Origin of the sequence: Runella sp. (genome assembly GCF_965279615.1) — a bacterium.
In the GTDB taxonomy this organism is placed as follows: Bacteria; Bacteroidota; Bacteroidia; order Cytophagales; family Spirosomataceae; genus Runella.
This window is the reverse complement of the sequence record NZ_OZ257252.1, coordinates 4,509,824-4,529,164: the sequence shown is the minus strand read 5'-3', so window position 1 is coordinate 4,529,164 and position 19,341 is coordinate 4,509,824. Positions and strand designations below refer to the sequence as shown.

Below are 19,341 nucleotides of genomic sequence, written 5' to 3'. Positions count from 1 at the left end.
TTTTGGGCTAAGTTCATCGGCAAAGATCCTGCTGACCCCGAGTGTGGGTAAATACGTCAAATTGCTGGCTTTGGCAGACATCAGCAAATCGGTAGTGGACATTGGCCTTGCCGACGCCAACGTTCAACGCCGACTCAATGCCACAGCCGAAGGTCAGCGCTTTTTGGCCGTTTGGCCCTTTGTGAGTGCCGGGCTTGATATTGCCAGCCTAACAAGCGAGCAAGTAGTAGCATTTATCCAATCGCGTAAAACGGCTGCTGTGATTCTTCGTCAGGAAGGCAAAATCGAGGCTGCTGACAAGTTGGAGCAGATGGAAGATTTTGTAAACGGGGCGGGAAGTACTTTAGTTAACGCATTATCTCCAGCTTTAAAAAATATTCATAATAAACTTGTAGCAGGCGGAGTTCAAATTTTTGAGCAAGGAAATGTTTTAAAGTATGTTACAAAGAATGGAGATGAGTTTGCGAAAATTGAAAATGGAGTATTTAGCGTATCATTTACAAAACCTAATATTCCCAATCCATCAACTTATCTAGACGCTACGTATATTACAAATCATATCAATAAATTTAAACAAGAAGGAGCAGGATTTATTGTGGTGAAAAGTTGGACAGAAGGCGGAAATCCGATTTATACAGCATTGCCTTCACGAAAATTTGTTGGATTACGTTCTGAAATGGATGTTGTAATTGCCAAATACAAAGCACAAGGGAATGATTGGACTGTATTAAGAGATGAATTGAATTTAGGGTCAAGCACAAATTTAGCAGCAGAAGAAATTTACTATATAAAAATTGACGGTAATGATGCAAGATTCACCTTTGATGTTCCTAATGGAAATGAAGGTGGTGCAATAGCTGGAGAATGGGTTCCAGGAGGATATACAAAAAGTGGTACGGCTGAAGCGGCTTTGGTTGGTTCGGAAAATATTGTACACAATAAATCTATTAATCAACTCTTAAACAATTTCCCAGGAATGTGGGAGAAAATTAAATGATGAATTTATTTGAGGAAGCAATAAAGAAGGGTGAACTATTGAAGTTTGCCTTAGGTAAAGAAGAGTATTTTATGGCTGATAGAGATTACGGAGATCATTCTTTGATAAACTCTTGGATTTCTTATATTGTTCCGCTTACAGAAAAGGAAGAATCTGAATATATTAATGAAAAAATTGAAGAAATGTTTTTAAGATTAATTAATAGCGATTTGGATATTCAGACAAAAAACGAAAGTCTTCTATACAATTTACATGTGTACTATTATTTAGACAGTGAGAATAGATTGAAAGCAAGAAAGATGGGAAGAATCAATTCTGCCATTTTATCATCTTTACAAGAATATTTAAATTTTTTAAAAAACAAAAATGACCCTAAAGAGAAAGCGGTGTTAAACGCTATTGATTTAATAAAATCAAGAGGAGGATTAATTATAGAGTCAACTTAATTTTCCAATCTTATAAATTTTAGTGGTTTGCACCTCGGATTGGAAAAATCTTAACGTGTGTTTTTGTGTACTTTTTCATACAAAACCACTGGCTGAAAACCCATTCCGAAAACGGGGGTAAAAACAACGTTGAGTTTAAGAAAAACGCTTTTCGAATCAGCGGAAGTGCCGTTGCATCCGACTTTGAATACAACGGCCAAACCTTTTCCGTCTACGCCGAGATTGGCGACGATGGTACGGTGGATCTGACCCAAACATCCACGGGTCTTTACCAAGGGTACGGGGTTCAGATCAAACACGGCGGCCCCTGCCATACCCAATTTTACCTGACGGTTCGCTATGCCGGCAGCACCCAAAACGCCATTACCCTTTGGGTGGATTCATTCGAAGCCTTTGAGGCGTTGTTGGGTCGATTGGGCTTACAGCTTACGGCCGGCGGCAAAACGGTCTTTGTCAATTCATACCTGACCCAACTGACCGCCGCCGGCAATGACTGCAACCGGTTGGACGTCATTTACGAAAATATCCCGCCGTTTGTGCTTCAGGCATTGGCTAAAGAAATGGTCTTTGCCCATTTAAAACAGATCGCCCGGTGCGCCATTGGAAATGTGGGAGCGATCTGCAATACCGATGAAGCAAAGGCGGTATTGAACATGCTCAAAGGCATCAGCGACAAACAGTACCTCTACGACAGTTTCAAAGCCAATCCGGAGGTCGTGGTAAACCTGTACGACAAAATGCAGGGAGAAGCCTCCGATCAATACGTATCGGCATTGGCTGAATTGGCCAATGAGTATTGGACAGCGGCCGAAAAAAATACGAACCGATTTGTGGTATTGGGCGATGTGCCTGCTGATATCATCTATACGCCGGTGGCCGGTGCCAAGTACATATTGGGGACTAACTACCGAGACGGCACGGTGTATTTTGAGAACTGTTATGGGCGCTACAACTGGTCGGTGTTCCGTTTGGGAACCTATCAAAACCTAGGGCCCATTCAAACCTTTAGCGCGCGGCTTTTTGACCCGATAAAAGTACAGTACGACGGCAACGAATTTGCCTTGACGTACCCGGCGATCGTGGCATGGCACTTGGCGTGGAAACAAAACAAAGAGACGCTGTTGCCGTCATTGCTCAATAACCTTAACTTTTTGGGGTTGAGCGCCTCGGCAAAGATTCTGCTGACACCGAGTGTGGGTAAATACGTCAAATTGCTGGCTTTGGCAGACATCAGCAAATCGGTGGTGGACATTGGCCTGGCCGACGCCAACGTTCAACGCCGACTCAATGCCACAGCCGAAGGTCAGCGCTTTTTAGCCATTTGGCCCTTTGTGAGTGCCGGGCTTGATATTGCTGCCTTAACGAATGAGCAGATCCTAGGGTTTATTCAAACCCGTCAAACGGCTGCTACGATTCTTCGGCAGGAAGGTAAAAACGATGCTGCTGACAAGTTGGAGCAGATGGAAGACATCGTTGAGTATTCCGATGAATTAAACGATGCCTTACGAATCACGCGTAGCAAATTTACCCGGTGTGGTTGTGGGGATGACTTGACCGATGCGTTGGTAGATCGCATTAAGAATAAGCTGTCCAATGAGGAAATTAATGTTTTGGGCGAAGCTTTTAAAAATACAGAATTTAGAAATGCTTTTATTCAAGATAATGAGTTAGTTGATATATGGAAAGGGATTTATAAAACAAATAATCTTGATGTATTAAAAACCGTAAAAAAACTAAAATATGCAAAACAAAACTACAGAGTTACAGATGGGGTTATGTTTGAAGACGACTTAGAGAAAATTCTAGTTGACATGGCCTTAAACTATAGACGAGGAAGAAAAGTAGCTCCTAATTCTATTGACAATGGAGGTGAACTTGATTTTGAAATTAATAATTTATTAATTGAACAAACCATTGGAGAAGGAAGTAAACTCTCTCAAATAAAAAAATATATCTCTAATCCAGTAGTGTATAATCCAAATAATAATCCAATTGTTTTATTTGGCCCAAGATATACTCAAACAACTAAAGTTAAAGAGATTGAGCAACTACAGGCTGGTGGGCAGAATGTTAAAGTAATTAATAACTTTGAAGACCTTTTAACTTTATTAAGATGAGACCGACATTAGAAATATTTTCAGAAAACCTTTCATTAGACTCATTTGTCGATTTTGTTAATGAAAATAAAGGAGAGGTAATAAAAACTATCTACAATGAAGTATATGTAAGTTTTTATTTTGACAAACCTCAAAATAAAAATAAATCACTCGGGTCTATACATTGTGGAAATATAGTTGAATCAATCAAAAAAGAGGGGAAACTGTATTTTGAATTGGATATACAGCCAAAAAGTAGTTATATAATGTCTGAAATATTGTACAAGCTTAATCTAAGATTTTCTATAAAAGCCCAATGCTCAATAGGGGTATTGATGAACTTGAATAGTTACGAGTTTATTTATAATAAATTTACTTATAAAGACTCATATATTAATCTCTTTGATATTTACCATAATTACAATGAAAGTTTTATGAATTCTATTTCAAGTATATTAACTGATATGGGATTAAAATATGATATAAGTAAAAATCCGCCCAATATTATTGATTTAAAAACTTATCTATATTCCGAAGAATGTTTAATAAAAAATGATTCTATAAAAATTGCTATTTATGATGATGTTTTTACTGTACATAGCTTATCATTATTCTTAAAAAATATTTCTATTGGTAAAGATATATGCATTTGCATAAGTGGTTTATTTACATTGCATGATGACGATTTTAATAGGATATTAAAACAAAAAACTGTATTGTTTTTCTGAAAACCAGATTTACGAATCACGCGTATCAAATTTATCCGATGTAGCTGTTGGTATAACTTGGCCGATGCGTTGACGAAGAGCTAAGAATAAGCTAGCCAATGTACTTGGCGATCGTGGCATGGCACCTGGCGTGGAAACAAAACAAAGAGACGCTGTTGCCGTCATTGCTCAACAATCTTAACTTTTTGGGGCTAAGTTCATCGGCAAAGATCCTGCTGACGCCAAGTGTGGGTAAATACGTCAAATTGCTGGCTTTGGCAGACATCAGCAAATCGGTGGTGGACATTGGCCTTGCCGACGCCAACGTTCAGCGTCGACTCAATGCCACAGCCGAAGGCAAAAGCTTTTTAGCTGTTTGGCCCTTTGTGAGTGCCGGGCTTGATATTGCTACTCTAACAAGTGAGCAGATCCTAGGGTTTATCCAATCGCATAAAGCGACTGCTGCGATTCTTCGTCAGGAAGGCAAAATCGAGGCTGCTGACAAGTTGGAGCAGATGGAAGATTTCGTTAATACGTCGGGGAGGCAAACATGGAATGGATTTGCAAACATCTTTCAAGCTAATGCAGATGAAATTGCTGAAGCTACTGCGAGAATTAAAAATTATCGTACAACTAATAATCTATCAGGAAAAAATTGTGGTTATATCGAAGGAAATGTAAATGGAACAATAGTAAATAATAAAATTTGGCTGAGTGGTCCTGCGAATATACAATTAGAACCACAGATATTTACAGCGATTGAGGTTGAAGGTGGTGGTGGAAGAAGTTGGTTAAGAAATACTGATTCCGAGTATAAAATGCTTAATAAATTGGCTAGCGATTTAGGAGGCACTTCTGGAGCAGTCCTAAAAACGGCAACTGGTGAAATCAAAATAGTATCCGAATTACCTTATTGCTTATCTTGTCAAGGAATTATTCAGCAGTTTAATGAAATGTTTCCTAACATAAAACTTATATTAGTAGATGGAGCAAAATAAAGAATTAATATTTGAAATCATCTGTGATGATATTCTTTTCCCAGAAAGTGTAAAAATTTATAATAAATCATACAACACTGATTTTGAGATTTTAGAATTCATATTTGATGAAGTTACTTTTGCAAAAGTGAAGGTAACTAAGTTTAAACCTATGGATATTTTTCAGTTAGGCTATCAATATGGTGCTTATACTCAGCATAAAAGAGATAGGGGAGAAATCGATTGGTAAAGTAAATTAATTCACTGCTATCCGTCTTTGATGTTATTAGTGTACAAGGTGGGAGTGGTTCGGAATGGTTAAGAAATACTGATTCCGAGTATAGAATGCTTAATAAACTGGCAAGTAATTTAGGAGCAGTTATAGGAGGGAAATATCTAAATATAACAGGCAAATTAAAAATCATTTCAGAAAAACCCATACTGTGCCTCTTGTCAAGGCATTATTCAACAATTTAATGGGATGTTTCCTAACATAAAACTTATATTAATAGATGGAGTAATATAATGAAATGGAGTTTAAAGTAATGATAACATTTCCTGATTTGCTGGAAATAACAATAGAGAAATTCAATTCCTTTTATGGAACAGATTTCATAATAAAAAAGGTCATAGATGATGAAGTACCCTTTTGTATAATAGGAGCATCAAAGTATACTTTAGCAAATGTTTTTGATTTGGGATATTCATTAGCCGCGAAACAATACACAATGCGAGAAAAAGGGGAAATAGATTGGTAGAATCAATCTTAAATTTAATGAATAATACTGGCAGGTGGTGGATATTGGTCTGGCCGATGCCAACGTTCAGCGCCGACTCAATGCTACGGCCGAGGGGCAGCGCTTTTTGGCCGTTTGGCCGTTTGTGAGTGCAGGGCTTGATATTGCTACTCTAATGGCCGAGAACATCGTGGATTTTATCCAAACCCGTCAAACGGCTGCTACGATTCTACAGCAGGAAGGCCAACTTGAGGCTGCTGACAAGTTAGAGCAGATGGAAAGCATTATTGAATATTCAGATGAGTTAAATGATGCATTACAAATCACTCGCATTAAATTTACTCAATGTGGTTGTGGAACGGAATTGACGGATGGGTTAGTAGATCGCATTATTCTTAATGCGATTTAATGAGGAAATTGTTGTTCTTGATAAGGATTTAAAAACAGAAATTTTGCCACAAAGTAATAAATGTTTTTTGATTACGCTAATCAATTTGTATAAACTAACTATTTGATTTTGCCGAAAATTCGTATAGAAAACTTTCCAATAGATCAGGTGTTAGCCTTGTTACACAATAAGGATTATACATTTCCCCTTTATTTAAATAAATATAAGAAAAATTTTGTAAATGATTACCTTGAAGAACTAAAGTGGCTGTGTATCTATCTGTAGTGACTTTGTGAATTTTATCGTTTGATAATGAATAAGTATTATGTTTATTTAATAATGTACTAGTTGTCTTCTCAAGAGAAACTTCACCATAATCATTTATAGACATATTACTTATGTCACCGACTTTGATCTTATTATATAGACTATTTGAAGAAACTGTTTCCTGAAAAGTATCCATTCTCAGTTCGCCAACGCATACTATAGATGAGTAATCCCAGGCATGATTATGTATATTATTGCCCGTATATTCAATATTTTGAGGCCAAATATGTAACCTCATCTTTTGCCCAAACAAGCCGGATTCAATAAGGGTGATTTTGATAAATCCGTTTGAATGAAAATAAGATTTGCGGGCAACCAATGTGAGTTGCTTTTTGTCGTTAAGTAGCGAGTTAATGATTCCGTTTATTGAGCATCTCTCAACAAATTCAGATAATAATTGTTCATTATCGCTGAATACATTACTTTCGGCTAAATACTGATTAAGGGGGTTCTCAATCATTTGCTATTTAGGTTTTATAATTGAATAAAAGCGACCATTCTCAAGACCGCCATCTTTATGAAGAGATTTGTGATGTGAGAAAAAAATAGAGTCATTGCCCGCTGTACTATAAGGGTAGACCTGTATATTATTTCTATGAACTCCTATTTTTAAAAGTTGACTGATAACATATGCTTGAATGTCGAAATAAGTATTGTCATTTTTTATGGAAGTGAAATTATATATATCAGGAATTTTACTTTCAACCTGATGTTTTATGGCCTTCCAAAGGCCGCTTAGAGATAAACAATAATCATCTGCTCCAATTGAAGGGCCAAAATAAAAATGTAAATTGTCTATAGTTACATTAACACTACTTAATACTACGGGTAAATTTGCTGCTATCCGGTTTAATGCACCAAGTAGCCCAATGTGTACGATTCCATGAAATCCGGATTTATTGTCCCAAACTATTAAAGGAATACAATCACCTGACATTAACCCTACACTGACTTGGTGCTCAAGAGAAAAAATTGCGTCAGAGCCATCATAATAGAAATCAAAGTCGGCCTCAATGATTGCTTTGTTTATATAAACTTGTTTTTTTATGCAACTTTCACCCATTTCAACGACTTCGATATTAGGGCTATCTGTAGGGCGAACCCGGGCAAAGTATGTTAAATCAACTCCACATTTATTCAAAAAATTCATTCTTGTCTTATGAGCATACTCCCTGTTTTCATTAGTTCTTATCATATTTCCATCCTCTTTGGTTGAGAAATATATATCGAATGAGTCACAGTTCAGTATCTGTGGAATTTTATTAAGTGATATCCGGGTGTTTTTGTTTAACATTTTGAATTATACTTTGGTCAATAACCCTTAAAAATGAATTTTTTAAAATTAAATCTTCTAAAACTTGTCCGGAGCGGTATTCTGTTTCTGTTAAGAATGAAATCTTGTTTAATGTAGCGTCATTTTTTAAGCGTTCTTCAAAATCTTGTTTGTACGTTGAATAATAGTCATGATTGCTGTTCAAGTCAAAATTATTATTATATATTATTGCGTGCGAGTGCCGAGCTGCTACAGTTTCAAAAAAACAATTACTTGAGAAGTCTCTTCGCACTATATTAAAATCTTCCCTTAGGAAAACCTCAATATCAATAAAGCCATTTCCTTCTACAATAGTTTTTTGAGAAATAAGAATAGTAAGCAATATTTCCCTAATAGTATCTTTATCATTCTGAAAGCCTTTCTTGTCTTCATTTATTCGCTTTCGATAAAGACTGTAATTTTTTATAGTTGCCGGTTTTAATGGATTTAATATCAATAGCTTAATTGTTAATTTTTTGTCTTTTTTCTTTTTAATAAACTCCGGGTACACTTTTTCTCTAACCCATTTGCCTAAATGACCGTCGTGATACCAAAAATTTGTCTTTTTTAGAAACATTCGATGTTTTTTTAAGGAATCATCACAATCAACTAATTCAATAGATTGCATGTTTTCTGCTGAGAACAATGACCATAAGGTAAATAAAAAGAGTGATAACAATAATGCAGCTATTGCGTCACAAATTATATTTACTACTATTGCATTTCGATAGATATGACTCCCAATGCTTTCTATACGTGGTAGTATATATAAAATCCCTAATAAAACTGTAATAGATATTGCTATCAAAAAATACCAAACTTGAGTTGCTTTAAAAAAGAACCTTTTAGCTTTCAACCAGTATTCTTCTAAGGGCATAGCGTTTTATGTAAATTATAAAGATTAAAAAAAAGTTTTCTATATTGGTAAATTAGCTATATCAAAAGAGGCTTTACATTGATGAGTTAATGTTGAGCCAAATCTCCGGATAGTTCCAATTTTTATGTCTTTTAGTCAAACAGCCTACATTAGACGGAAGATAATGCTATGCGTCACCATAAATGATTTCAAAAAGAAGATGTTTTATTTCAGTCTTAAAAGTCGTGTATAAACTATAGGATACACAGTAGAGGTTTAACCGGTTAGTTACTGGGGATAACTAACCCGAATCGGCTTTCTCATTGAAGTTTAAAAATTTTATTTATCTTTGCAATACAGTATGCAAGCATACCAATAAAACACAGTTATCCAACTCCTTAATTGCTTAACTATCAATGGCACAGTATTATAGCCGTCGTAACCTTAATTTCCTTCTTTACGAAGTATTTAACGCTACCGAGTTAACGCATTTCCCTTACTATAGCGCTCACGACCGCGAGACGTTTGATATGACGATTGACGCCGTGACGCATATTGGCGATAATATTATGTTTCCTTATTACAGGGATTTGGACCGTAATCAACCTGAATTAAGGAATGGTAAAGTAACTGTACATCCCAAAGTAGGCGAATACCTCAAAGCGATGGGCGAAGCAGGACTGATCGGTACAGGCTTTTCATTTGAAGATGGTGGGCAGCAATTGCCGGAAATCGTGAATTCTGTGCTTGGATTTATCGTCATGGCCGCCAACAACGGCATGATGTATACGGGACTTACATCGGGAGCAGCAAGACTGATCGCCACTTTTGCTTCAGATGAATTAAAGCAAACGTACGTTGAAAAAATGCTGGCAGGAAAATGGCAGGGCACAATGGCACTGACCGAACCTCAGGCAGGAAGTTCTTTATCGGATATAACTACCTCAGCCACTCCGCAAGCGGATGGTTCTTATAAAATAAAGGGCCAGAAGGTCTTTATTTCGGCCGGAGATCATGATCAGTGCGAGAATATTATTCACCTGATGCTGGCTCGGATCGATGGCGCACCCAAAGGCACCAAAGGGATTTCTCTCTTTGTGGTACCGAAATATCATCTTGACGGAACCGAAAATGACGTAATTTCAACGGGCATATACCATAAGTTGGGGCAAAGAGGAGTTCCTGCCATGCACCTTACCATGGGTGATAATGACGACTGTCTTGGATGGTTGGTAGGCGAGCCTCACAGAGGGTTGAATTATATGTTTCAGATGATGAACGAAGCTCGTATCGGGGTGGGTATGACGGGAGCGGCCATTGCTTCCGCCGCTTATTGTGCTTCGTTGGAATATGCAAAAGAACGTCCGCAAAGCCGTCGTCTAAATGAGAAATCGGCATTGGATAGTCCTCAAATTCCGATCATTCAGCATCCGGATGTAAAACGCATGTTATTGCTCCAAAAAGCAATCGTGGAAGGTTCGCTTTCGCTTTTGATGGAAACGGCCCGTTGTGCAGACATTGCCCACGCAAGCGAAGACCCGGAAGAAAAAGAAAAATATCATCTACTGCTTGAACTCCTGACGCCGGTAGCCAAAACCTATCCAACGGAAATGGGATTGATCGCCGTAAGCAATGGATTGCAAGTGCTTGGCGGGTATGGTTTTACTGAAGATTTTCCGTTGGAACAACTTTACCGTGATATTCGCATTACCCCAATCTATGAAGGAACAACGGGCATTCAATCGCAGGATCTGCTTGGTCGAAAAATGACCATGAAAGGCGGCAAACCTGCACAATACCTTTTTGCAGAAGTAGCCAAAACCATTGGCGAAGCGGAGACGTATGAAAATCTGAAGCCTTACGCTCAAAAACTCAAAGCCGAACTCGGACGCTTGCAGGAAGTAACGATGGCATTGATGCCGTATGCCATGAAAGGAGATATTGAGCGCTTTTTGATGGATGCTACTTTATACATGGAAATGTTTGGCATAAGTACGGTTGCATGGCAATGGCTGAAACAGGCAATTGTGGCCCAACGCGCCATCGTCACCCAAAACCCTGATGGAGAAGAACTCGCCTTTTATGAAGGCAAAATTCATACGATGAAATTCTATTTCCATTACGAAGTTCCCAAAACGCTTGGTTTGGCGGCACGTTTAAAAGACAACGAAGTATTGACAATATCCACAGAAAAAGAGGTGGTATTGTAAAAGATATGGGGTTTTGACTCTGAAAGTTTTATCAACAATTGAAAACCGAAACAACAGTCCCGACATTTGTTGGGATTTGTTGTTTATAAGGTACTTTGGATTTATGTTTGTGAGCAAACTCACTCCTTCTAAAAATGATTATTGGCATTGGCGGACGCAGCCGATCAGGAAAAACGACGCTTGCCGAAACATTGGTTTGGCATTTTCGTTCGCAAAACAAACGGGCAATTGCCTTACACCAAGACGACTTCGTAAAGAAACTGGATACTATTCCGCTTATTCAAGATCATATAGATTGGGAAACCCCCGAATCCATTGATTTTGAGTTGCTTAAAAAGGGGGCTAATTTTCTGACGCAGGATTTTGATGTATTGGTGATCGAAGGTATTCTGGCTTTTGCCGACGCAGATTTGAATACACTTTACGATTGTTGCTTTTTCACACATATTTCAGAAGAAACCTTTCGGATTCGCAAAGCAGCCGATACGCGTTGGGGGGAAGAACCTGCTTGGTACATCAAATATATATGGGAAAGCTTCCTTAAATATGGTCAACCGCCTCAAAAGCTAAATAATCTAATGACTATTGATGGGGAAAAACCGTATCAGATGGGGGAAATAGAGGAATTTATGCGCCATTTTGACAAATGATTTTGTAAAAAAGAGCCATTTTGTCACAAAAGTTGCCTTGGTACGCTGTTTGAGAATTTAATAGCAACAAGCCAAGAAACAACATGAAAGCAAAGATTCAAATTCCGCAAGATATTCTGACCGCGATTGATTATGCAAACACAACCAATGGTGGAATGAGTGAGCCGGTTTTGGCGGTTAGTCAAGACGAAAAAGGCTATGAAATAAAAATTAAAACGGCCGGTTTAGAGCCGGACAGTTTTCAGGTAGACGTGCTGAACAATCGTTTGTGGGTATACCATTTGTTGCCCCTTTTTGCAGAACGCCCCGATGGGATGGAAAACCTTAAAACTGTGCGCACGTTGGGCAACCTGTTTCTACCTAATGATGTCAATGTAGACAAGATCGCCGCACATTATGAGCAGGCAACCCGCGAACTCAATATTAGCTTACCTTACAATCATCCAACGCGGAATTTTCGCCGTCACATTGATATAGGTCTGGAGTAAAATTAATATGTGTCAGTCGGTTATAACGAATCGGTTATACAGACTGACACTTTGCTATTTCTTCAAAATCTTAAATTCTACACGTCGGTTAATTTGCCTCCCTTCGGCGGTGTCATTGGTGGCTTTGGGCTTTGATTCTCCATAACCTTTGCTCTGAACACGGTCGGGCTCGATCCCTTTTCCAATAAAATACTCTCGCACCGAGTCAGCGCGATCTTGAGAGAGTTTTATATTCTTTGCATCTCCTCCTACGTTATCGGTATGTCCTCCGATTTCCAAGACTAATCCCGGGTTCTCATTGAAAGTCAATATCATTCGGTCGAGTTCGGGATTAGATTCCGGCCTTATTTCTGCTTTCCCTGTATCAAAAAATAAGTTATTTAGTACACCTACTTCATTGATTTCGATTGGCACTAATTTTAAGTTTGTGCCGCTGACTTCTTTATAATCCGTAACATTGGTTAAGTCAATGTTTTGAGCTTCGGCAATAAAATCTTTGGCTACGGCCCGCACGCCGTATTTTAGCCCTTTGGGAAGTACAATTTTGTATTCACCCGTTCTGGGGTCGGTTTGGGCGGTTCCTACTTCGGTGCCGTCGGCCAAGTTTTCATAAATAATGCGAGCATCAATCGGCTTTCCGGTTTTGGTATCAAGCACTTTTCCGCTTAACAACACAACGGGATCCGGGGCAGGTACAATGGAAGGTGCGCTGGGCTCGTCTGATTTGATCTTGATTTTTACAATATCGCCTTTACCAAGTGTATTCTTTTTGGAAACCATATATGCATAATCGCCGGCGGCGGCAATGGTATAATAGGCATCATAACCCTCTGTATTGATTGCCGGGCCTAAATTGACAGGCTTAGACCAGATTTTCCACGTTTTATCAATGCGTTTGGTATAATAAATATCATTGCTGCCTTGTCCTCCCGTACGGTCGCTGGAAAAATAGAGAGTAGCACCGTCGGCGGCTAAAAAGGGCGTGGTTTCGGTAAAATCATCGGTATTTACGTCTAATCCTAAACTTGTCGGTTTAGTCCATGTTCCGTTCTTTTGCTGAAAACTCACATAAATATCGTCTTTCGTGCTCCGTTTTTTCTCACTGAATGCCATGATGAGCGTTTTGCCATCGTTGGATAAAAATCCGCACATGTATTCGCCTTTGCTCATGTTTTCGAGGCTTGGAATGCTCAGTCGTTGAGGAGCTGACCAGCCGTTGGCGGTACGTTTACTAAAAGAAAAACCGCGCGTTTGGTAAACACCTTTTTCGTAGGCGCCCATGATAAGAAGCGTGTTTCCGTCGGGCGTAATACTGTAGGCACAATTGTATTCTTCTTTATTAATGGGCGGAGTCATGCGGCGGGCCAATCCCCATTGGCTGTTACTGAGTTCAGAAAACCAAATATCCTGACTTCCATCCACCCCGTGGGCGTTCTGAGGGTGACTTACCCGCGCAAAAAACAACGTTTTGCCATCAGGAGAAATAACAGGGTTGATTTCATTGTATTCAGAATTAACCGAATTGCCCAAGTTTTCCACTTTGGGTTGGCTAAAGGCTGTGAATGAATGATAAAGAGAGTGGATGAGTAAGTAACAAAAGGCCGTTAGTGTTGGATTCATCACAAATGACAAGTTAAAGAATAACATCACTGCAAAGAGCGAAATTCGTACCATTTTAACGAATTTGCAGGTAAAATTGATATTCTAATTGTTTTTACTGCAAAACTTATTCCTCTATGTCGAATATCCGTAATAACGTCTTTGAATATTCAGCGATTTTATTTCTTGGTTTTTTTGCGCGTTGGGTATGGATACACGGTTGGTTTTCAGGGGATTGGTTCGCGGCAATGGTTATTTTTCTTTCCTTTGCCAAAACAGGGTGGTTCATTTTTGAGAATTCACAACAACTCATTTTGGCTACGGCGCAAAACATCCCCTATCATCGCTTTCTTACCATTATGGTTATCAATATGAGCCAAATTGCACTCTCTTATGCCATTGATTTTTACTGCCTTTTTCGTGCCAATCCCGCAAGTTTTTCAGGAGTCGATCCCGCAATGACACATTACGAATTGATGTTTGAATTCGGTTATTTCAGCGTACTTAATTTCTCGTTTTTTGGCTATGGAGACATAACTCCTGCCACTATTCCTGCTAAAATTGTTGTGTTAACAGAAATCGTTTTGGCATTCTTAACAGTCATTTTCATTTTATCCGATTTTATCAGCCTGAAAGAATCCCTTCAAAAACGCAGGAAATGACCTGTTTTATGCGTAAATTATATGCTTGTACGATACATTCGATGCACAAAGAGCTCAAAACAGGCATGGTTTTTTACACATAAAAGATGTATTAGCCACGAAGACAGTGCAAAAGTTGAAAAATATAAAGTATGGAATCAATTCCTTCCCGTGAACCTACGGCACCCGTCGAACTTCCTCCCAAGTATTACCTGGATTACTTTTTGTTTTTGGTGAAGTTTGTTGAGAAGCTTTATGGTGATATCCTTAACAAAGACGAAAAGAAATTTATCCGCGATTTTCGCGCATTGTCAGAAGATGCCCAGTGTCTTTTTGTACGATTCAGTAACCGTCGGGGAATGTTTTTTCGAACCGGTAAACTGAAATACAGTGAGATAGAAGATATTCCCGCCGCTTTATACGAACTCGAAGATCAGGGTTTTATTAAAGAACTGAATCCTCAACACGAGCCGTACGCGTTGGAAGTGTTGAATTTATTTACAAAAGAAGAATGGCTAAAGCTCGCTCCTCCCACGGAACTTTCACTCAAACCGCTTAAAAAACCTGATCTGGTTCGGTATTTGAATCATACCTATACGTTTGAACTGTTGGTCAATCAAATACATACAATTAATGCGTCAGATGCCTTTTCGGAAACAGTCATCAAAGTTGGGTTTGAGGTAGAAATGATGATGCTTAAATTCCTGTTTTTTGGCAATCGCCATGCCGACATGACAGAATTTGTGGTGCGGGACTTAGGTAAAGTAAATTTTGAACGTTACCGCGACGATGCTTATACTGCTCGGTTTCCTACCCGCCGGGATGCGGAAGACAAATTGATGGTTTCTTTAACAGCCGAGCAATTTTATGAAATGCAGGAAGCTGCTACCCCACCCGAAGAGATTTTCGATTGGTTCATGAATTGGCAGGCGTCTATTCATGCATTGGGCGAAGTAGCACAACCGGGCTATATAAAACTGATCAATCGAATTGGGGCGTATTTGGAACGACAAAAATTGCCCGAACAGGCGCTGACAGTATATCAATTAACGGATCATATTCCGTCGCGGGAGCGTCGGGTGCGTTTGCTGCATCGAATGGGATTTTTGGAAGAAGCCATCGCTCTTTGTGAAGTCATTGCCCAAGACCCCCAAAATGCTGACGAGCGCTTTTTTGCCTTGGATTTTCAGGAAAAAATAGCCAATTCTAAAAAGAAAGTTAAGAAAAGCGTTACGCGTTTTTTACAAGATTCTAAAAGTGTGCAAATTCCGGTTGGTTTTAAATATCGAGTGGAACAAGGTGTAGTTGAACATTTTATCAACACCGGTCGCGTGGCGGTACACGCTGAGAATTATCCTTGGCGTGGGTTATTCGGACTTATTTTTTGGGATATTATTTATGACACCAATGTTCAGGCCATTCACCACCCATTGCAACGAATGCCTTCTGATTTTTATCAACCTGATTTTTATCGGAAACGCGTAACTCAAATTCGGCAACGATTATCAGAATTGGAAACTTCCGAAAAAATAGCGCAGATACTGGAAAGTACATTCATTGAAAAATTCGGCATTGCCAATGTCTTGGTGGATTGGAACGAAGTGTTGTTGGAATTGGTGAAACTGATGGTGCTCAACTTAACGCCCATGCAATTAAGAGCAATTTTGCTGGAAATGGCCACCAATCTTCGCGAAAATACCCGTGGCTTTCCTGATCTGATGGTTTGGGATGAAAACGGACTGGAATTGATCGAAGTAAAATCTCCCACTGATCATTTATCTTCTCAACAACTTCATTGGATGCACTTCATGGCTGATCTGGGCGTAAAAGCAAGCGTATTGCGAGTAGAATGGAAAAATCCGGTCGAGCCAACGGATTCTCCCGAAATTTAAATTAAAAACCCCTCTCCTTACCAAGGAGAGGGGTCGAGCGAAGCGAGGGGGTGAGGTTACACCTTCAAAAACACCTTCTTCTTATACAAGAACCAGAGCATCAGCCATTCTACAATGACGTAGCCAATGGCATAAAATACTTTTTGGTAAGGCTCGGAAAAATATTTGACAATGCCCCGAAAGAGACGGACGGATGTATGTTCAAAGTCAATAAAATGTTGCGCCATGTAAATCAGAATGGAATTCATGCCGATCACTGCCAATATCCACGCATATCGATTCCAACCCTGCACGTCGATGATCCAGTAGAAAATGGATAAAAGTATCAAGCTCCAACCGCCCACGATCATTACAAACGAACTGGTCCACAGATTTTTATTGATAGGAAATACATAATCCCACAATTTTCCAATGATCAGAAAAACAATGCCTGCAACGAACAGGAATAATACTTTTTGGGTGCGCGAAGTGGAGCGTTCGTCGGCACGAAGCAGGTTTCCCGCAAAAATGCCCAACAACCCCGTTGCAATGGCCGGAACAGTGGAGATAAGGCCTTCGGGATCATGAATGTCTTTGTGTAAATGACCGGGAATGATCAAACGATCTAAATAACTGACGGGATTGCATTCTATGGTCATATGGCCTGCACCGCATCCCGGCACAGGAACAAGCATCACAAATGCCCAATACCCAAGCAACAAACTTACAAACCAAATGTATTGCGTTCTGGTAGAAGTATAGAGGTAAATAATTTGTGCAAACATCCCTGCCAGCCCAATACGTGCCAATACACTGGGGAAACGCATTTCGGCCAAAGGCTTGATTTGAAGGCCGTTGTTGTAAATAATGCCCAGAAGTACCAACGTTAAGCCGCGTTGAATCACTTTACGAAGCATTTTGCCCCGGTCATCACCGCGCTCAAGTCGAATTCCCAACGAATAAGGAGCCGAAACACCGGATAAAAATAAAAATAAAGGAAAAATGAGATCGTATGCTCGAAAACCGTTCCAATCGGGATGAGAGAGTTGTTCGGCCATAATGATGGCACCTGTCCAACCCGTGGCTTCGGCAAGAAGGTGAAAAATTTCTTCACCGCCGGTAATCCAAAACATATCAAAACCGCGCAGGGCGTCCAAAGACAATAGCCGACGTGGTCGGGTATCGGTAGAAGATTGACTCATAGGTTAAGGGTGGGTGAGAGTATTAAATAACGGGTTTGAGAGAACGACTATTACATCTTACTAAATACTTGATGAGATGTACTACTGTGCTTATCCTTCAAATTTTGCCATAACGTGCGAGCCGTCACAATAGGGTTTATTTCCGGAATGACCACAACGACAAAATGCCGTTACCTGTGATTTTTTTGTTTCATTCCCCTGCGCATCTTTCACGGTCAAATTGCCATATACCAATAAAGGACCGTTCGACAAAATTTCTACTACAGTATCGCCTTCCACTTCTACTGCGCCTTCTATTTCATTGTTCATAAAATAAGACAACGCACCCGAAGGGCATTTCTTTACCTGCTCTACGATCATTTCGGTTGTACTGCCTTCGGGCGTTACCCATGGGCGTTTCCTTGGGTCAAAAACAGTAGGTAAACCTCTGAAACAAAGGGTGGAGTGAATACACATGTGGGGTTGCCAAATGACCGTTACTTCACCATTATCGTATTTTTTTGTAATCTGCGCGTCCATGTTTTTTGATAATAGATGTTAAAAGGAGGTTGGTTGTGCTGAAAACAAATCTAACTAAAATCCTCCTAAATCTAAAAATCAATGCTTAGGCAGGCATTCCTTCTTTCATACGTTCGGCGTTTTCCGCAATACGCAGCTGTTCAATAAAATCACCGATTTCGCCGTCCATGACCGTGGGTAAATTATAAACTGTATAACCAATACGGTGATCAGTAACACGGCTTTGGGGATAATTATATGTTCTGATCTTATCTGAACGATCACCGCTTCCTACCAAACTTTTCCGCTGAGAAGAAACCGCATCGTTTTGCTTCTTCAACTCCATTTCGTACAGTTTTGAACGCAACATGTTCATCGCACGTTCACGGTTTCCGTGCTGACTGCGTTCTACCTGACAAACCACTACGATACCTGTTGGCTTATGCGTTAACTGTACTTTTGTTTCAACTTTGTTAACGTTCTGTCCACCCGCACCTCCTGAACGTGAAGTAATGATCTCAATGTCGGCGGGGTTGATCTCTACTTCTTCGACGTCTTCCACTTCGGGCATCACGGCTACCGTAGCGGCAGAAGTATGCACACGTCCCTGCGATTCCGTTACCGGTACACGCTGTACACGGTGTACACCTGACTCGAATTTGAGTTTTCCGTATACATCTTCGCCTATTACGCCAGCAATGATTTCTTTATAGCCACCTGTACTGCCTTCTGTAAAATCCATGAGTTCCATTTTCCAACCCATGCGGTCGCAGAAACGTTGGTACATTCTGAAAAGGTCACCGGCAAAAATGGCCGCCTCATCACCACCGGTACCGCCTCTGATTTCAAGAATTACGTTGTGGCTGTCGTTGGGGTCTTTTGGAATAAGCATTTCTTTCAACGTCGCTTCCAATTCATCGGCTTGCGGCTGAAGCTCAGAAAGTTCAGCTTTGGCCATGTCACGCATTTCTTCATCACTTTCCGTCGCGATCAGATCCTTCGCTCCCTCAATATCGTTTAATACTTTTTTGTAGGCTTGGTATTTCTGAACGATCTTATCCAGGTCTTTATACTCTTTGCTCATTTTTGAGAAGCGCTTTTGATCAGCCATTGCTTCCGGTTGCACAATTCGTTGTGCAATTTCATCAAAACGCTCTTTTATGGCTTCTAACTGTTCTAACATTGGTCATTAATGGTTATCGTTATCAGTTACTAAAGAATGAGTACTAACTGATTTAAACTGCAAAGTTACGATTTAAAGTCCATAATTGGATGAATTTTGGTTCGTAGTCGGTTGAGTTTGAATGGAGTTAGCCTTCTTATTGGCAGTGTATCATCT

19 protein-coding genes are annotated in these 19,341 nt (G+C 39.7%); 12 read left to right on the top strand and 7 right to left on the bottom strand.

The window, feature by feature from the left end; genetic code table 11:
* Positions 1-70 precede the first annotated feature (70 nt).
* From ACQY73_RS19470 to ACQY73_RS19440, 7 genes are all read left to right on the top strand, one after another.
* Entirely contained in the window at positions 71-997 is a 927-nt protein-coding gene (locus ACQY73_RS19470; RefSeq protein ID WP_428653956.1) for a hypothetical protein, read from the top strand.
* On the top strand, positions 994-1,443 hold the full coding sequence (locus tag ACQY73_RS19465) for a hypothetical protein (RefSeq protein WP_428653954.1): 450 nt from the start codon (positions 994-996) through the stop codon (positions 1,441-1,443). The genes ACQY73_RS19470 and ACQY73_RS19465 overlap by 4 nt, the downstream gene beginning before the upstream one ends.
* A gap of 65 nt (positions 1,444-1,508) precedes the next feature.
* Positions 1,509-3,560 (top strand): hypothetical protein, encoded by a 2,052-nt coding sequence (locus ACQY73_RS19460; RefSeq protein ID WP_428653952.1) that lies wholly within the window; start codon positions 1,509-1,511, stop codon positions 3,558-3,560.
* Complete coding sequence (locus ACQY73_RS19455; RefSeq protein ID WP_428653949.1) at positions 3,557-4,267, top strand: hypothetical protein; 711 nt, start codon at positions 3,557-3,559, stop codon at positions 4,265-4,267. The genes ACQY73_RS19460 and ACQY73_RS19455 overlap by 4 nt, the downstream gene beginning before the upstream one ends.
* A gap of 98 nt (positions 4,268-4,365) precedes the next feature.
* Positions 4,366-5,244 carry a deaminase domain-containing protein gene (locus ACQY73_RS19450; protein ID WP_428653946.1) on the top strand — a complete coding sequence of 293 codons (879 nt, stop codon included), beginning with the start codon at positions 4,366-4,368 and terminating at the stop codon, positions 5,242-5,244.
* Complete coding sequence (locus tag ACQY73_RS19445; RefSeq protein WP_428653944.1) at positions 5,231-5,473, top strand: hypothetical protein; 243 nt, start codon at positions 5,231-5,233, stop codon at positions 5,471-5,473. Before ACQY73_RS19450 ends, ACQY73_RS19445 begins: the two co-directional genes overlap by 14 nt.
* Positions 5,474-6,015: 542 nt before the next feature.
* Positions 6,016-6,369, top strand: a complete 354-nt coding sequence (locus ACQY73_RS19440; RefSeq protein ID WP_428653942.1) for a hypothetical protein — start codon at positions 6,016-6,018, stop codon at positions 6,367-6,369.
* A gap of 94 nt (positions 6,370-6,463) precedes the next feature.
* On the opposite strand, the gene ACQY73_RS19435 is transcribed toward ACQY73_RS19440, so the two are convergent.
* The 3 genes from ACQY73_RS19435 to ACQY73_RS19425 form a co-directional block, all read right to left on the bottom strand.
* Positions 6,464-7,135 (bottom strand): hypothetical protein, encoded by a 672-nt coding sequence (locus ACQY73_RS19435; protein WP_428653939.1) that lies wholly within the window; start codon positions 7,133-7,135, stop codon positions 6,464-6,466.
* 3 nt (positions 7,136-7,138) lie between these two features.
* Entirely contained in the window at positions 7,139-7,870 is a 732-nt protein-coding gene (locus tag ACQY73_RS19430) for a laccase domain-containing protein (protein ID WP_428653937.1), read from the bottom strand.
* 67 nt (positions 7,871-7,937) lie between these two features.
* Positions 7,938-8,864, bottom strand: coding sequence for a hypothetical protein (locus ACQY73_RS19425; protein ID WP_428653935.1), 927 nt, complete (start codon positions 8,862-8,864; stop codon positions 7,938-7,940).
* A gap of 395 nt (positions 8,865-9,259) precedes the next feature.
* Between ACQY73_RS19425 and ACQY73_RS19420 the strand changes: the two genes are divergently transcribed.
* The 3 genes from ACQY73_RS19420 (at position 9,260) to ACQY73_RS19410 (ending at position 12,191) form a co-directional block, all read left to right on the top strand.
* The gene (locus ACQY73_RS19420) at positions 9,260-11,053 is read left to right on the top strand and encodes an acyl-CoA dehydrogenase (protein WP_428653933.1); all 1,794 of its coding nucleotides are present in this window, start codon (positions 9,260-9,262) and stop codon (positions 11,051-11,053) included.
* 134 nt (positions 11,054-11,187) lie between these two features.
* The gene (locus ACQY73_RS19415) at positions 11,188-11,703 is read left to right on the top strand and encodes a uridine kinase family protein (RefSeq protein WP_428653931.1); all 516 of its coding nucleotides are present in this window, start codon (positions 11,188-11,190) and stop codon (positions 11,701-11,703) included.
* Positions 11,704-11,786: 83 nt separating this feature from the next.
* Positions 11,787-12,191, top strand: a complete 405-nt coding sequence (locus ACQY73_RS19410) for an Hsp20/alpha crystallin family protein (RefSeq protein ID WP_428653929.1) — start codon at positions 11,787-11,789, stop codon at positions 12,189-12,191.
* A gap of 54 nt (positions 12,192-12,245) precedes the next feature.
* Here the strand turns inward: ACQY73_RS19410 and ACQY73_RS19405 are convergent, their stop codons facing one another.
* Positions 12,246-13,811: an OmpA family protein gene (locus ACQY73_RS19405; protein WP_428653927.1), complete on the bottom strand. Its 1,566-nt coding sequence runs from the start codon at positions 13,809-13,811 to the stop codon at positions 12,246-12,248.
* Positions 13,812-13,927: 116 nt separating this feature from the next.
* Here ACQY73_RS19405 and ACQY73_RS19400 point away from each other — a divergent pair, with 116 nt between their 5' ends.
* Together ACQY73_RS19400 and ACQY73_RS19395 are read left to right on the top strand one after the other, a co-directional pair.
* Positions 13,928-14,452 carry an ion channel gene (locus ACQY73_RS19400; RefSeq protein WP_428653925.1) on the top strand — a complete coding sequence of 175 codons (525 nt, stop codon included), beginning with the start codon at positions 13,928-13,930 and terminating at the stop codon, positions 14,450-14,452.
* A 131-nt stretch (positions 14,453-14,583) separates the two neighbouring features.
* Positions 14,584-16,323 (top strand): VRR-NUC domain-containing protein, encoded by a 1,740-nt coding sequence (locus ACQY73_RS19395; RefSeq protein WP_428653923.1) that lies wholly within the window; start codon positions 14,584-14,586, stop codon positions 16,321-16,323.
* A gap of 56 nt (positions 16,324-16,379) precedes the next feature.
* Here ACQY73_RS19395 and ACQY73_RS19390 read toward each other — a convergent pair whose 3' ends face one another.
* The 3 genes from ACQY73_RS19390 to prfA form a co-directional block, all read right to left on the bottom strand.
* The gene (locus tag ACQY73_RS19390; protein WP_428653921.1) at positions 16,380-17,504 is read right to left on the bottom strand and encodes an acyltransferase family protein; all 1,125 of its coding nucleotides are present in this window, start codon (positions 17,502-17,504) and stop codon (positions 16,380-16,382) included.
* Between the two features lie 90 nt (positions 17,505-17,594).
* Positions 17,595-18,023, bottom strand: a complete 429-nt coding sequence (locus tag ACQY73_RS19385) for a (4Fe-4S)-binding protein (protein ID WP_428653919.1) — start codon at positions 18,021-18,023, stop codon at positions 17,595-17,597.
* 85 nt (positions 18,024-18,108) lie between these two features.
* A complete protein-coding gene (gene prfA / locus ACQY73_RS19380; protein ID WP_428653917.1) occupies positions 18,109-19,185 on the bottom strand; it encodes a peptide chain release factor 1 in 1,077 nt (358 codons plus the stop codon).
* Between the last annotated feature and the right edge of the window lie 156 nt (positions 19,186-19,341).